Origin of the sequence: Microbacterium sp. CGR1, from assembly GCF_001266755.1 — a bacterium.
GTDB lineage: Bacteria > Actinomycetota > Actinomycetes > Actinomycetales > Microbacteriaceae > Microbacterium.
The window spans coordinates 485644-500575 of the sequence record NZ_CP012299.1 but is presented as its reverse complement, the minus strand read 5'-3'; the positions used below and the strand labels follow the sequence as shown (position 1 = coordinate 500575).

The following is a 14932-nucleotide window of genomic DNA, read 5'->3' as shown; positions in this document are numbered from 1 at the left end:
TTCGCGATGCGTCAGTTGAGCGCGGGCAGGCCGTTCGGGATCACGCCGCCCGCGTAGAGGCTTGCCGCAAGATCCTGGACTGCGGTCAGGGCGACCCGCTGAGGGAGCGGGCCGTAGGAAATGCGGGCCACACCGAGCTTCTCGTACTCCGAGGCGGCGAGGGTGCCGGGGAGCCCGATGACGCTGAGCTTGCCCTCGCCGAGCCCCTCCACGAGCTGACGCGTGATGTTGGCGTCGAGCATGCCCGGAACGAAGACAGCCGTGGCGCCGGCGTCGAGGAACGCCCGGCCGCGCTGGATCGCATCGGCGATGCTCTCGGCGACAGGACGGTGGCCGGCGCGCACGAAAGCGTCGGTACGAGCGTTCAGAGCGAACGGAACACCCTCGGCCTCGGCGGCCTTGACGATGGCCTCGACGGCCGCGACCGACTCGTCGAACGGCTTCAGACGGTCTTCGACGTTGGCACCCACCACGCCGGCGCCGATCGCGAGTCGCGTGGTCTCTCCTGCGTCGCCGTATCCGTCGTCGAGGTCGGCGGTCACCGGAACGGAGACGGATGCGGCGATGCGGCCGACCATGTCGATCATGATGTCGCGGGTGATGGTGCCGTCCTCGAAGCCGAACGAGGCGGCGATGCCGTGTCCGGCCGTCGCGATCGCCTTCGTCTCGGGAAGCTTCGCGACGGCGCGGGCGGACACGACGTCCCACACGTTCACGACGCGGAGGATCTCCGGAGCTTCGTAGAGTCCGATCAGGGTCTGGGCTTTCGCAGCAGTGGTCATGTCCCCACGCTAACGCCCAGTATTCCGGTCAGGGCCGGACGGACACGCGAATCTCAGGTTCCGGGTGGTGCGCATCGCTGCGGCTGACGGCTCGGCCACTCGGCTCCCGCGGTGCTGCCCCGACGGCACCGGCTCGCGAAAGCGAAGGATCTAGTGTGGGGTCATGCCTCAGCGCCGATCCCACGTTGCTCCGTCAGCCGCGCAGACCGAGCTCGCCGTCGCGCTCGCCACCCTTCGGGAATCTCTGGGCGCCCCTACGGACTTCCCTGCGGCGGTCCTGGCGGAGGCTGCAGCCTCGGATGCTGCCACCCCAGAGCTCGATCTGCGCGACATCCCGTTCGCCACCCTGGATCCGCTCGGGTCGCGCGACCTCGACCAGGCCTTCCACCTCGAGCGCCGAGAATCCGGCTACACCGTCCGCTACGCGATCGCCGATGTACCCGCTTTCGTGCGACCGGGCGGCGCTGTCGATGCGGAAGCCCGTCGGCGAGGTCAGACCCTGTATGCAGCGGACGGCACGATCCCGTTGCATCCGAAGGTGTTGAGCGAGGATCGTGCGTCACTGCTGGCCGATGTGGATCGCCCCGCGCTCGTCTGGACCTTCGCGTTGGATTCCGCGGGAGTCGTCGAGGAGTTCCGGCTCGAACGAGCGCTGATCCGCTCGCGCGCGCAGCTCGACTACGCCAGCACGCAGGCGGCACTCGATCAGGGCGAGGCGGGTCCCGCCGAGCTTCTGCCGGAGATCGGCGCGCTCCGCATCGCGCAGGAGAAGCTGCGGGGCGGCGCGAGCCTGAACCTGCCGGACGAAGAGGTCGTGCGGGGCGTCGACGGAACCTTCGCCATCGAACGCCGGCATCCGCTTCCTGTCGAGGAATGGAATGCTCAGCTGTCGCTCATGACGGGCATGGCAGCCGCGTCGCTCATGATCGACGCAGGCATCGGGATCCTGCGGACGATGCCCCAGCCCGACGAGAAATCGTTCGAGGCGTTCCGCCACCAGACCGAGGCCCTCGGCCGGCCGTGGACGACCGGCAGGTATGGTGACTACCTCCGCGAGCTGGACCGCGAAGACCCCATGACCCTCCCGATCCTCGAAGCTGCGGCGTCCCTGTTCCGCGGAGCGGGGTATGTGACCTTCGACGGCCCGGTACCGCCCGACACGGAACAGGCGGCGATCGCCGCCCCCTACGCTCATGCCACCGCACCATTGCGGCGTCTCGTCGACCGCTGGTCGCTCACTATCTGCCTCGCCGCATCCGAGGGTCGCGAGGTTCCGGGCTGGGTGCGCGAGTCCCTCGCCGAGCTTCCTGCACTGATGCAGGAGTCCGGCCAGCGTGCCTCCCGACTCGATTCCGCGACGATCAACTGCGTCGAGGCTGCGCTGATGACACCGCTGGTCGGCGCATCCGTCGACGCGACCGTCATCGAGATGCGCGGTGAGCGCGCGACCGTCCAGATCGCCGATCCCGCCGTGACGGCCTCCGCCCCTGTGCCGCCCGACACCGTCCCCGGCGCGATCGTGCGCCTCCGTGTCGAGCGGGTGGACGTCACCCGAGGTGAGATCGAGTTCGCCGTCTGACTCTCTCGGAACACACGCGGAGGGACGCTACGCTGGCGGCGTGGACCACCTCGCCATCGCTGAACGATTCGTCGACGCTCACTATCCCGGGGCAGACGTCGCGGTAGTGGCGGGGAGCACCGCGCGCGGTGAGCGGACGCCACCGAGCGACATCGATCTGCTGCTTCTCGGCGACCGCCTCTTCGCGGTCGAGGAGCAGACGAGTGAGGCCTCGACGCACGAGTTCGAGGGCGAGATCTTCGAGGTCTTCGCATACACCCCAGCGGGATTCGACGAGTGGGCCGACCGCGGCGTCGCACAGCACCGACCGGTGACGGTGCACATGCTCGTCGAAGGCATCGCGATCCGAGACGACGGTCGCCTTTCCGCGCTGCGCGCTCGATGGCGGAGCGTGCTCGACGACGGCCCCTCCCTGAGCGCGAAGGAGTCCGCCTTTCGCCGATACGTCATCACCGATGTGCTCGACGATCTCAGGGATGCGACGGATGCGCTGGAGCAGCAGGTCGAGGCCGCCATCCTGTTCGAGAGGATCGCGGAGCTCATGCTGTTGAGCGAAGGACGCTGGACGGCGACGGGCAAGTGGCTTCCGCGACGGCTTCGGAGCCTCAGTCGCGAGCGTGCCGACCTCCTGAGCACCCCTCTGCTCGCGCGGGACTACGCCGCCTTCGCCGCCCGGGTCGAGGACGAGCTCATCCGCGCGGGCGGCCGGGTGCAGAGCGGCTTCGTGCGCTGAGCGGGGCTCAGGATGCGGGCACGGCCCGCGTCGTCATGACCAGCAGCTGCGGATCGGTCAGGTCGAGTGTCACTGAGATCGAGACGAACTCGGCGAGGGACGCCACGTGCGTGCCGCCGCAGAGAATCTCGGCCGTACCCTCCGGCAGCTCGCAGTGCCAAGTACGGCGGTCCACGATCGTCGAGCCTTCGGTCACCACCCTGCTCGATGCGCCGGAGGCCACCCATTCGGCCAGCTGAGCGTTGATCGCCGCCTCGCGCTCAGCGAGCGTCGTCGCGAAGGTCTCCGTGTCGAAGCCTGCCCGGCGCAGGCTCTTTCCCAGTCGGTATTCGTCCACAGCACCGTCAACGTGGATGCGGCTGGACTGATTGGCCTTCCCCTCGAAGTTCGGGTTGCCCAGAGCATCCTCGCCCGGGTCCTTCCGCCAGAGGTCGGCGAGAGCCAGGTCGAGCGCCAACGACGCGAGGTGGCAGGCCGTATGTCCGCGGCTGAGACCAGCCCGCCGGGACGAATCGACCGACAGCTCGACACGTGCGCCCTCGACCAGCCAGGACGGGGCCTCCCCCTCCAGCGGATGACCGACGAGCCATGTCCATCCCTCGGCGCCGCGCTTCACCGGGATGTCGGATGCTACGGCGAACTCGCCCTCGTCGGAGACCGCTGCCATCACAGCCTCGGAGACGCGGACTCTCGAACCGTCCTGCTCGATCTCGCCGCTGTCTCCCGGCTGATCGGGCCAGGTGTGGTCGACGGGGTGGAAGGGCGTCGCGTCGACGACGACGACGACACCTGCGGGAGTCGACTCGACCCGCGCGACGGTGCTCGAACCCGAGACGTCGCCACCGGCGAAGGACACGACAGTTGACGAGGACATGGAGCTCCTTGAGGTGTGCTGGATGGTCGCCGTCCCCCGCCGACAGGACCCGCTTTCGAGTCCGAGGGAGGGAACGCTCCGCGGTCAGACCGTGACGACCTGCGCGGTGCCGAGTGGCGCTTCCGGCCCCATGTCGGCCGCGATGCGGTTCGCCTCTTCGATGAGCGTCGCGACGATGTCGGCCTCCGGCACGGTCTTGATGACCTCGCCCTTGACGAAGATCTGTCCCTTGCCGTTGCCCGAGGCGACCCCGAGGTCAGCTTCGCGCGCCTCGCCGGGACCGTTCACGACGCATCCCATGACGGCGACGCGCAACGGCACCGTCATGTCTTTGAGACCCTCGGTCACGTTCTCGGCGAGCGTGTACACGTCGACCTGTGCGCGCCCGCACGAGGGGCACGAGACGATCTCGAGCTTGCGCTCTCGCAGGTTCAGCGACTGCAGGATCTGGTGACCGACCTTGACCTCTTCGGCGGGCGGTGCGGACAGGGAGACGCGGATGGTGTCTCCGATGCCCTCACCGAGCAGGATGCCGAACGCCGTGGCGCTCTTGATCGTGCCCTGGAACGCCGGACCGGCCTCAGTCACACCGAGGTGCAGCGGCCAGTCGCCCCGCTCGGCGAGCAGGCGGTAGGCCTTCACCATGACGATCGGGTCGTTGTGCTTGACCGAGATCTTGAAATCGTGGAAGTCGTGCTCCTCGAACAGCGACGCCTCCCAGACGGCACTCTCGACGAGGGCCTCAGCCGTCGCCTTGCCGTACTTGGTGAGGATGCGCCGGTCGAGCGACCCGGCATTGACACCGATCCGCAGGGAGACACCCGCGGCCTTGGCCGCCTCCGCGATCTTGCCGACGTTGCCGTCGAACTCCCGGATGTTCCCCGGGTTCACACGTACGGCACCGCATCCCGCATCGATGGCGGTGTAGATGTAGCGCGGCTGGAAGTGGATGTCGGCGATCACCGGGATCTGGCTCTTCATGGCGATGATCTTCAACGCGTCGGCGTCGTCCTGATGAGGGACGGCGACACGGACGATCTCGCATCCGGACGCGGTCAGCTCGGCGATCTGCTGGAGGGTCGCGTTGATGTCCGTCGTCTTCGTCGTCGTCATGGACTGCACGGTGACGGGAGCGTCGCCACCCACGAGCACCTTGCCCACCCTGATCTGGCGAGACTTGCGGCGCGGGGCGAGGACTTCGGGGATCTTCGGCATCCCAAGATTCACTGCTGGCACAACCCCCAGCCTACGCCGCCTGAATGCACACAGGCTGGATGTCGCCCGGCTCGGATGCGCGTCATACGACCGGGAACGCGGCGTTCGGTGTGATAGTTTTCAGCCCATGCTCGCGAACTTCACCTGGTGGCCCGCCTCTTAGGCGGTGTGTTCGCGTTCCCACGAATCCAGACCGCCTCCGGGGCGGTCTTTTCGTTGAGCCGAGCCGGAGCCACGCACAGGAGACACCGATGACCCTCTCACGTCTTGCCGAGCTCACCGCAGATCCCACGGCCTCGTTTGTGCTGATCGCCCGCGACGGCGCCGACACCGTCGAGCTGCTCACAGGCGAGGTCGTCGACGTCGACCTGCTCGCCGACATCCCGCTCACGATCGAGGGCACCCCTCGCGAGATCTTCGCCATGGTGCCGTACCGCCAGGTGCGCGAGCGCGGGTTCGTCGCCCAGGACGACGGCGCGCCGCTGCGATGCATCGTGGTCGACGAGCATCTGCATCTCCCGGCTTCCGAACTGGTCGCCGAACTCCCTTCCGCCCCTGTCCCCCTTCGTGACGGCGGCTTCGACATCGCCGACGACGACTACGCCCAGATCGTCGAGACCGTGATCGCCGACGAGATCGGACGGGGCGAGGGCGCGAACTTCGTGATCCGCCGCGACTTCACCGCCGAGATCGACGTCGACGACCGCACGGCGGCCCTCACCTGGTTCCGCGCCCTGCTCACGCACGAACGCGGCGCCTACTGGACCTTCGCGGTCGTCACGCCCGGACACATCGCCGTCGGCGCGAGCCCCGAGGCGCATGTCGTCGCGCGGGGCGGCGTCGTCACCATGAACCCGATCTCGGGCACCTTCCGCCACCCGGCCGGCGGAGCGACTCGGGACACCCTGGTGGACTTCCTCTCGTCGACCAAGGAGACCGAGGAGCTCTTCATGGTCGTGGACGAGGAGCTCAAGATGATGAGCGCCGTCTGCTCCGACGGTGGGCGCATCACCGGCCCGCATCTGAAGGAGATGTCCCGCCTCACGCACACGGAGTACATGCTCCGCGGGCGCAGCACGCTCGACCCGCGGGACATCCTGCGCGAGACGATGTTCGCGCCGACGGTGACGGGCTCGCCGATGCAGAACGCATGCGCGGTGATCCGCCGGCACGAGAAGAAGCCCCGCGGATACTACTCGGGCGTCGCCGCACTGTTCACTCCGAACGTCGACGGCGGTCACGACCTCGACGCCCCGATCCTCATCCGAACCGTGTACCTGCAGAACGGATCGCTCAGCGTCCCGGTGGGTGCGACCCTGGTTCGGCACTCGGATCCCCACGGCGAGGTGTCGGAGACGCATGGCAAGGCCGCTGGGGTGCTCGGCGCGATCGGAGCGATCGACCGAGACCGCGTCGCCGAAGCCCGCGACGACGCGGACGCCCCGGGTCGGCCGCAGACGCTTGCCGACGACCCCGCGGTCTCGGAGCTCCTCTCGTCCCGCAATGCGCGGCTCGCGGACTTCTGGTTGAATCCGCAGGGCGACGACCTGAGCGGTCCTTTCGCCGGGCGATCGGCGATCGTCGTCGATGCAGAGGATCGTTTCACCACGATGCTGGCGCATCAGTTGCGCCACCTGGGACTCGACGTCGCGATCCGCGCCTGGAGCGACGCCGACGACGCGGAGCTCGATGCAGCCGACCTCGTTGTCGCGGGTCCGGGGCCCGGCGATCCCCGTGACGTCGAGAGCGACCGCATCACTCGACTGCGTGAGGTCGTGTCCCGACGTGTCGACGCCGAGGCGCCACTGCTCGCGGTGTGCCTGAGCCACCAGATCCTCAGTGATCGCTTCGGCATCGAACTGACACCCCTCGCGGCGCCGCACCAGGGGCTGCAGAAGGCGGTGCCCGTGTTCGGCGAGAACGCCTCGATCGGCTTCTACAACACCTTCACCGCCAGGGTTGCTCCGGGCACGACGTCGATCGGCTCGGTCGAGGTGTCGGCAGACCCGGAATCAGGCGACGTCTATGCGCTTCGCGGCGACCGCTTCGCGTCGGTGCAGGGGCACCTGGAATCGATCCTGTCCCGCGACGGCATCCGCACTCTCGAGCGCCTGGTCACGCACGCGCTCAGCTGATCCTCGACCGGGCGCAGTCCGGTGGATCGGCCGCACCGGCCGCTCAACCTCCGAAGAGCTTCACGGGGTTGAACACGTCGGCGAGGAGCAGCACGGCCCCCATCGCGATGAGAAGCGTGGCGACGACGACCGTGAGCGGCACGAGCCTGGTCGCGTCGACGGGCGCGGGCGGCGGACGGCGGAACAGCTTCGCCCAGGCGCGCCTGATGCCGTCCCACAGGGCGACCACGACATGACCGCCGTCGAGCGGCAGCAGCGGAATCAGGTTGAACACGAACAGGGCCACGTTCAGGGAGCCGAGAAGTCCGAGAAGCACGGAGAACCGATTGAGGACCGGCGCATCGGTCGCCGCGACCTCACCGGCGATGCGTCCGACCCCGACGACGCTCAGGGGTCCATTCGGGTCCCGCTCCGAACCGGTGACCAGTGAGACGCCCACGTCCCAGATCCGAACGGGAAGGGTGACGATCATCGACCCCACGCGGGCGACGGTGTCCGCGGCCATCTGGGGGCCGGCGGAGAGCGGCTGCGGCACGAAGCCCATCTGAGCGGCCATACCCACGTAGCCGACCTCTCGCACGACGGGTTGCCCGTCGTCGTCGAGGACGGGCTGCCCACTCGCATCCGTGATGGTGCGCTCAGCTTCGATAGGCGTGATGCTCAGCGTCTCCTCGGCACCGTCCCGCAGCACCACCATTTCCAGGGTCTCGCCCGGCGCCGCCTGCACGATGGCGGTCGCCTGAGCGAACGTCGACACCGGCTGCCCGTCCACGGACACGAGGACGTCGCCCGGGAGGATCCCGGCTTCTGCCGCGGGCGTGGCCGGATCGTCCGGCGTGCATTCGGTCGCCGATGAGCCGGCGGGGAGCACGCACTCGTTCACCGAAGCGATCGTCGTGGTTCCCTGCTGGACGCCGATCCCGGAGACGAGGACGGTGAAGATCACGACCGCGAGGATCAGATTCATCAGCGGACCGCCGAGCATCACGATGACGCGCTTCCACACGGGAAGCCGGTAGAAGACGCGGTCCTCAGCGCCCTCGGCGATCGTCTCGTCATTCGCCGTCCGTGCGTCCTGGACGAGAGCGCTGAACACGCCCTTCGCAGGCCCCGATGCGGCGGAAGCCGGGTACATCCCCGACATCGAGATGAAGCCACCGAGCGGCAGCAGCTTGAACCCGTACTCGGTCTCGCCGATTCGCTTGGACCAGATCCTCGGACCGAAGCCGATCATGTACTGGCCGACGCGCACGCCGAACAGCTTGGCCGGCAGGAGATGTCCGACCTCGTGCAGACCGATCGACAGACCGAGGCCGATCAGCATGAACACGATTCCGGCCAGATAGAGCAGTGCTTCCACTCCCCCAAGCTAGTGCTCGACGCCTAGGAATACGCCCCGAGAGCTGCACGGGGCGACCGCGTCGCACGGTTAGGCTTGTCCCGTGACCTCCCGCCAGCTGCGACTTCTGCGCGCAGCGACGGCATCCGGTGCTGCGACTCTCGTCGCCGCCGCATCGCACACCACCGCTGGCGGGGCCGCGCCGCATCCGCTCCTCGTGGTCGCCGTGGCGATCCTCCTGGTCCCGCTCGCCGCACTGCTCATCGGCGTAGGGATGTCTCGCGCGCGGATCGCTCTGACGGTGCTGATCAGCCAGGGGCTCTTCCACCTGGTGTTCCAGCTGCTCGGCACGCCGACCGGAACGGCGGCACCGGCGGGACATCAGCACCACCTCGATCTCGCCGCTCTGGGCCCGGTGGTCGCGACGACCGCCCCCGACTCCCTCATGCTCATCGGCCACGTCGCCGCGGCGATCCTCACCACTGCTCTGCTGTGTCACGGCGAATCGTCGGTGCGGGCCATCGCCGGATGGGTGCGGGCTCGCCTTCGTCACGCGGTCGCCGTGTTCCGGCCTCTGTCCGAGCACCCCGCGCTCCCCGTGTTCGCGATCCGACTGCCGGATCAGGACCTTCTCGCTGCGTCGGTCTCCCGCCGCGGACCTCCCGCACTCGTCTGATCTCGCATCGCCTCCCCGAGGCGTTTCCCCTTCCCGCGGACGACGCGCACACCGACGCGCCCGCAGATCAGCACACAGGAGTACCACCATGCGTTCCACCAACACCCGCACCACCCGTCGCAACGTCACCGCAGGCCTCATCGGGGGTGCCATCCTCGCACTCGCCATCCCCGCCATGGCCAGCGCGCACGTCAGCGTCAGCCCCGACGAGCTGACTGCAGGAGACCACGGTGTTCTGACCTTCTCGTTCGCGCACGGCTGCGAGAACTCTCCGACCACCTCGCTGAAGGTCACGATGCCGGAGGGGCTCGCGTCGGTCGCGCCCACCATGGACAGCGACTGGACGATCGACGTCGAGAAGGGCGACGACGGACTCGTCAGCGCCGTGACGTACACCGCCGTCACACCGGTGCCCAACGACCTGCGCGGAGCGGTCAGCATGGCGGTCGGCCTCGACGAGAACACACCCGCTTCCCTCGCTTTCCCCGTGATCCAGACCTGCGTCGAAGGCAGCACCGAATGGACCCAACTCGCGGAGGACGGCGAGGACCCGCACAGCCTCGACGCGCCCGCTCCCGTGGTCGAGGTGACCGCGGCCGCTGCCGGCGGGCACGGCGAGCATGACTCTGCCGAAGATGCCGGAGATGCAGACTCCGCCGGTGCGGACGCGGCCGACGATGCGGGATCCGCGAATGCGGTCGGCACGGCGCTGGGCGCAGGCGGCCTCGTCGCCGGCATCGCCGCGCTCGTGGTCTCGGTACTGGCGTACCGCCGCGCGGCGTGACGCGCCGGCACGTCTCCCCGATCGCATGCGGCCGGGGAGACGTGCCGCACCCGGTCATCGCGCCGCGGGCGTGAGATCATGAAAGGGACATGTCGATTGAACAACAACCGAGCCTGCCTCCCGTGCTCCGCCCCGCGAACCCGCCCCGGCGTGAGCTGTCCGAACTCGCCTCTCGATTCGCACGAGACGTTCGTGGCGAGGTGACCGGTGTCACCCTGTCCGGCATCACCCTGGCCACCGCCGATCTCCGCCCCGGCGAGGCGTTCGTCGCGATCCGAGGCGTGAACCGCCACGGCGCCGATTTCGCGGTCACCGCCGCGGAGAAGGGCGCCGTCGCGATCATCACGGATGCGGACGGCGCCGAGATCGCCGAACCCGCGGGCCTGCCCGTGCTCGTGGTGGACGACCCGCGCGCAGTCCTCGGCGCCCTCAGCGCCTGGGTCTACGGCACCGGCGCAGGCGAGCCGCTCCCGCTGCTGTTCGCGACGACCGGGACGAACGGCAAGACGAGTGTCTCGCACCTCCTCGAGGGCATCCTCGACCAGCTCGGCGTCGTCACCGGACTCTCATCGACCGCCGAACGACACATCGCCGGCGAGGTGATCGTGTCGAGACTCACCACTCCTGAGGCATCCGAGATGCACGCGCTCCTCGCCCTGATGCGCGAGCGCGATGTCGAAGCCGTGGCCGTCGAGGTCAGCGCGCAGGCGCTCTCACGTCATCGCGTCGACGGCATCCGCTTCGACGTCGCCGGCTTCACCAACCTCAGCCATGACCACCTCGACGACTACGTCGACATGGAGGAGTACTTCGAGGCGAAGCTGCCGCTCTTCCGTCCGGATCGAGCGACCCGCGCAGTGGTATGCCTCGATTCCCCGTCGGGCGCCACGGTCGTTCAGCGCTCGGAGATCCCCGTGGTCACCGTCGGCACGCCCTCCATCGCCGCCGACCCCGATGCCGCGGCCCGTGCCGACTGGGTCGTCGTGATCGACGACGAACGCGCGTCCGGCACCACGTTCACTCTCACCGGCCCGGCAGGCAGGCTCACGACGACGGTTCCCGTGATCGGTCCGCACATGGCCGCGAACGCAGCACTCGCCATCGTGATGCTGCTCGAGGGCGGCTACGCCTGGGATCGAATCGCCACGGCACTCGACCGCGACGGTGGCATTCTGGCGCACCTTCCCGGTCGCACCCAGCTCGTCTCCGGCGACACCGGCCCGGTCGTCTTCGTCGACTTCGGGCACTCCCCCGACGCGTTCGAGAAGACGCTCGCCGCGGTCCGCCGTGTCACACCGGGCAAGGTGCTGATGCTCTTCGGCGCCGATGGCGACCGCGATGCCAGCAAGCGCTACGACATGGCGCGCACGGCCGTCGAGGGCAGCGACATCCTCGTCGTCACGGACCACCACCCCCGTTTCGAAGACCCCGACTCGATCAGAGCCACTCTCGTGGCCGGCGCACGCGCCGCGCGCCCGGACGCGCAGATCCATGAGTACTCGCCTCCCGAGACGGCCATCGTGGCGGCCGTGGGCCTGGTCGGCGAAGGCGACTCGATCCTGTGGGCGGGACCCGGCCACCAGGACTATCGCGACATCCGGGGCGTTCGCACGCCGTACTCGGCCCGCGAGCTGGCGCGTCGTGCCCTCCGAGCAGCCGGATGGCCCGTGCCCGATTCGCACTGGCCGGTCCCCTACCCGGACGAGGACTGAACCGGGCGCGGATGCCGTCGACGACCGCATCCGCGCCCGGGTCGACCGCGCGGCCTGGGCGGAATACCGCCCAGAACCGTTCAGTCAGGCTCGAGCGATGAGCTGGTCGGCTTTGCGGCGCGCCCACTCCTCGGCATCCGCCAGCGACTCGACCGTCAGCGTCTGCGGGGGCTCGTGGGAGTCGACGACCCGAGAGATCGTGTCGACGATCCCGAGGAACGGCAGGCGACCCTCGTGGAAGGCATCGACGGCCTGCTCGTTGGCCGCGTTGTAGACCGCAGGGAAAGTGGCAGCCGCACGGCCGACGGACTTCGCGAGATCAACCGCCGGGAACGCGACGTTGTCGAGCGGCTCGAAGGTCCAGGAGGTCGCCTGAGTCCAGTCGAGCGGGCGACCGACGCCGCCCACACGGCTCGGCCAGTCGAGACCCAGCGAGATCGGCAGACGCATGTCGGGCGGGGACGCCTGAGCGATCGTCGAGCCGTCGATGAATTCGACCATCGAATGCACGATGGACTGCGGGTGCACGACGACCTCGATGTCGTCGTAGGCGACATCGAACAGCAGGTGCGCCTCGATCACCTCGAGTCCCTTGTTCACGAGCGTCGCGGAGTTCGTCGTGACCATCCGGCCCATGTCCCAGGTGGGGTGCGCGAGCGCTTCCTGCGGCGCGACATCGAGCATCTGATCACGCGAACGGCCGCGGAACGGACCACCGGATGCCGTCACGACCAGGCGGCGCACCTCGGCGTGCGTGCCGCTTCGCAGCGCCTGGGCGAGCGCAGAGTGCTCGGAGTCGACCGGGACGATCTGATCAGGGGCAGCTGCTGCGCGCACCAACTCGCCTCCGACGACGAGGGACTCCTTATTCGCGAGAGCGAGCGTTCTTCCAGCCTTCAGCGCCGCGAGAGTGGCGCCGAGTCCGATCGATCCGGTGATCGCGTTGAGAACGACGTCAGCCTCGACGTCACGCACGAGCTGCTCGGCCTCGGTCGCGCCGAGCGCGATGTTCTCGACCCCGAAAGCGGCAGCCTGCTCTCCGAGCATCTCGGCATTCGTTCCGGCCGCGAGCCCGACGAGTTCGAAGCGACGTGGATTCGCCCGGATGACGTCGAGCGCCTGTGTGCCGATGGAGCCGGTGGAGCCGAGGACGATGATGCGACGCATGCCGCCAGCCTATGGCAAGCCCTCGACCCCTCCGTCTTACTGGGCCTGTTCGATCGGCGTGGTCGCGAGGATGTCGACGACGAAGACCAGGGTCTCGCCGGTCAGATCGGTGTCGTTGATCTCGCCCTCGCCATAGCCATCCTTCGGAGGCATGGCGACGATGACCTGCGAACCGACCTTCTGGCCCTCGAGTGCCATCTTGAAGCCCGTCACGACACCGCTGGTCTGGAACTGCGAGGGAGCTGCATCCCGGCTCCAGCTGGAGTCGAACTCCGAGCCGTCCGACCACTTCACACCGCGGTACTGCACAGTGACCAGGTCGCCTGCGCCGACGACGGCGCCGTCGCCCTGCTTGAGGACGGCCACCTCCGTCTCGGCGGGAGCATCGGAGTCCGGGAGCGTGATCGTCGGCGAGCCCTCGTCGTCGAGCTTCACGGTCGGCATGCCTTCGGTCGCGTCGACATCAGAGCCGGATGCGGTCGTAGGAAGCTGTTCGATCGTCTCGACGTAGAGGACGCTCGGGTTCATGCCCTCCTGCGCGGCGGGGAGCGTCAGCACGACACTCGAACCGATCGGGAGGCACTCGGCCGCCACCGTGAACACCGTGGACTGCGTCGGGTCGACGATCTGCTGAGGCTGCTGCACCGCGAGCAGGGCTGACAGTACCCCGTCGGGGCCCCGCTCCGAGGTGCTGAGCACCTCGTTGGTGGTGGCGTCGATGAGCTGGTAGCGCAGAGACACGAGATCGCCGGGCATGACGTCATCGCCGTCACCCTCGACGACGACCGAGCGCTCGGCCTCCGCGAGGTCGGTGCCCGCCGGCACCGTGACCTTGGCGTCTGCCCCGGATCCCTCGACGGTCACGGCATCGGAGCCGGCGCCCGACGCGATGTCCGCCAGGCAGGAGGTCTCGGCGGCAGGGTCAGGAGTGCTCGTGGACTCGGGGTCCGAGCCTCCGGCGCACCCGGCCAGCAGAAGGGTCGCCGCGGCGACGGTGGACAGGACGATAAGCGGACGCTTGCGCACAGTGGAACCTCAGGATCGCGGGCGGGACACCCCATCATCCCCCATACCCCTTTGCCGATGCTGGGAGACTCGCTCCGGCGCTTCATTCCCACTGGGGCATGATCGCCGGGGTAATCTGCTCTGATGACGTCAGAGCAGTCCGTGGAGCCCGAGACTTCGCCCGCAGAGACTGAGAAGCCTCGACACGCCGGCTTCGCCTATGCGCTCGGGCGTAGCCTCATCACGCCCCTCGCGCGCACGATCTACCGGCCCCGCATCGAAGGCAGGGAGAACGTCCCTCAGGACGGACCGGTCATCTTCGCGAGCAACCACCTGTCGTTCATCGACTCGATCGCGATCCCGGTCGCCGCACCGAGGCCCGTGCACTTCCTCGCGAAGTCCACGTATTTCGAGGGCCCTGGATTCAAGGGCTGGCTCAGCAAGACGTTCTTCGAGTCCATCGGGGCGATCTCGGTCCGCCGTGGAGCGGGGAAGGCCGCCCTCGACGCACTCGACGTGCAGCGTCAGCTTCTCGATGAGGGCCTCGCTGTCGCCCTCTACCCGGAGGGCACGCGCTCGACGGACGGACGCCTCTACAAGGGACGCACCGGCGTGGCGTTCCTCGCCCTGCAGACCGGTGCGCCGGTCGTGCCGGTCGGCCTCGTCGGCACGGACAAGGTGATGCCCGTCGGCGCCAAGATGCCGACCCTGAAGGAGCGCATCACCGTGCGCTTTGGCGAACCTCTCGACCTCTCGCCCCACGGACCCGCCACGAGCGGGCGCGCCCGCAGACTCGCGACGGACGAGATCATGGCCGCGATCCATGCCCTGTCAGGGCAGGAACTGGCGGACGCCTACAACGAGGCTCCCGCGCAGGGCACCATCGAGAAGATCAAGCAGGCGCTGCCCCACGAGCGCCGCTGACGCCGCC

The 14932-nt window shown here is 68.6% G+C and carries 13 protein-coding genes; 7 read left to right on the top strand and 6 right to left on the bottom strand.

Annotation, left to right across the window (positions count from 1 at the left end; all coding sequences use genetic code 11):
• Positions 1–11: 11 nt before the first annotated feature.
• On the bottom strand, positions 12–782 hold the full coding sequence (locus AKG07_RS02300) for an isocitrate lyase/PEP mutase family protein (RefSeq protein ID WP_053095782.1): 771 nt from the start codon (positions 780–782) through the stop codon (positions 12–14).
• A 163-nt stretch (positions 783–945) separates the two neighbouring features.
• On the opposite strand from AKG07_RS02300, the gene AKG07_RS02295 reads away from it, so the two are divergent.
• Positions 946–2361, top strand: a complete 1416-nt coding sequence (locus tag AKG07_RS02295) for an RNB domain-containing ribonuclease (RefSeq protein WP_053095781.1) — start codon at positions 946–948, stop codon at positions 2359–2361.
• A 40-nt stretch (positions 2362–2401) separates the two neighbouring features.
• A complete protein-coding gene (locus tag AKG07_RS02290) occupies positions 2402–3094 on the top strand; it encodes a nucleotidyltransferase domain-containing protein (RefSeq protein ID WP_053095780.1) in 693 nt (230 codons plus the stop codon).
• A gap of 7 nt (positions 3095–3101) precedes the next feature.
• Here the strand turns inward: AKG07_RS02290 and AKG07_RS02285 are convergent, their stop codons facing one another.
• On the bottom strand, positions 3102–3968 hold the full coding sequence (locus AKG07_RS02285; RefSeq protein WP_053095779.1) for a hypothetical protein: 867 nt from the start codon (positions 3966–3968) through the stop codon (positions 3102–3104).
• Positions 3969–4052: 84 nt separating this feature from the next.
• On the bottom strand, positions 4053–5204 hold the full coding sequence (gene ispG, locus AKG07_RS02280; RefSeq protein ID WP_171821905.1) for a flavodoxin-dependent (E)-4-hydroxy-3-methylbut-2-enyl-diphosphate synthase: 1152 nt from the start codon (positions 5202–5204) through the stop codon (positions 4053–4055).
• Positions 5205–5434: 230 nt separating this feature from the next.
• On the opposite strand from ispG, the gene AKG07_RS02275 reads away from it, so the two are divergent.
• Entirely contained in the window at positions 5435–7318 is a 1884-nt protein-coding gene (locus AKG07_RS02275) for a chorismate-binding protein (protein WP_053095777.1), read from the top strand.
• Positions 7319–7361: 43 nt separating this feature from the next.
• Here AKG07_RS02275 and AKG07_RS02270 read toward each other — a convergent pair whose 3' ends face one another.
• Positions 7362–8678, bottom strand: a complete 1317-nt coding sequence (locus AKG07_RS02270; protein WP_150115054.1) for a M50 family metallopeptidase — start codon at positions 8676–8678, stop codon at positions 7362–7364.
• Positions 8679–8760: 82 nt separating this feature from the next.
• Here AKG07_RS02270 and AKG07_RS02265 point away from each other — a divergent pair, with 82 nt between their 5' ends.
• The 3 genes from AKG07_RS02265 to AKG07_RS02255 all read left to right on the top strand — a co-directional run bounded on the left by AKG07_RS02265 (position 8761) and on the right by AKG07_RS02255 (position 11829).
• Positions 8761–9333, top strand: coding sequence for a hypothetical protein (locus AKG07_RS02265; RefSeq protein WP_053095776.1), 573 nt, complete (start codon positions 8761–8763; stop codon positions 9331–9333).
• Between the two features lie 88 nt (positions 9334–9421).
• Positions 9422–10117 carry a YcnI family copper-binding membrane protein gene (locus AKG07_RS02260; RefSeq protein WP_053095775.1) on the top strand — a complete coding sequence of 232 codons (696 nt, stop codon included), beginning with the start codon at positions 9422–9424 and terminating at the stop codon, positions 10115–10117.
• An 89-nt stretch (positions 10118–10206) separates the two neighbouring features.
• On the top strand, positions 10207–11829 hold the full coding sequence (locus AKG07_RS02255) for a Mur ligase family protein (RefSeq protein ID WP_053095774.1): 1623 nt from the start codon (positions 10207–10209) through the stop codon (positions 11827–11829).
• An 84-nt stretch (positions 11830–11913) separates the two neighbouring features.
• Here AKG07_RS02255 and dxr read toward each other — a convergent pair whose 3' ends face one another.
• Positions 11914–12996 (bottom strand): 1-deoxy-D-xylulose-5-phosphate reductoisomerase, encoded by a 1083-nt coding sequence (gene dxr, locus AKG07_RS02250; RefSeq protein WP_053095773.1) that lies wholly within the window; start codon positions 12994–12996, stop codon positions 11914–11916.
• Between the two features lie 36 nt (positions 12997–13032).
• A complete protein-coding gene (locus AKG07_RS02245; protein WP_053095772.1) occupies positions 13033–14022 on the bottom strand; it encodes an FKBP-type peptidyl-prolyl cis-trans isomerase in 990 nt (329 codons plus the stop codon).
• Positions 14023–14145: 123 nt separating this feature from the next.
• On the opposite strand from AKG07_RS02245, the gene AKG07_RS02240 reads away from it, so the two are divergent.
• Complete coding sequence (locus AKG07_RS02240; protein WP_053095771.1) at positions 14146–14925, top strand: lysophospholipid acyltransferase family protein; 780 nt, start codon at positions 14146–14148, stop codon at positions 14923–14925.
• Positions 14926–14932 lie beyond the last annotated feature (7 nt).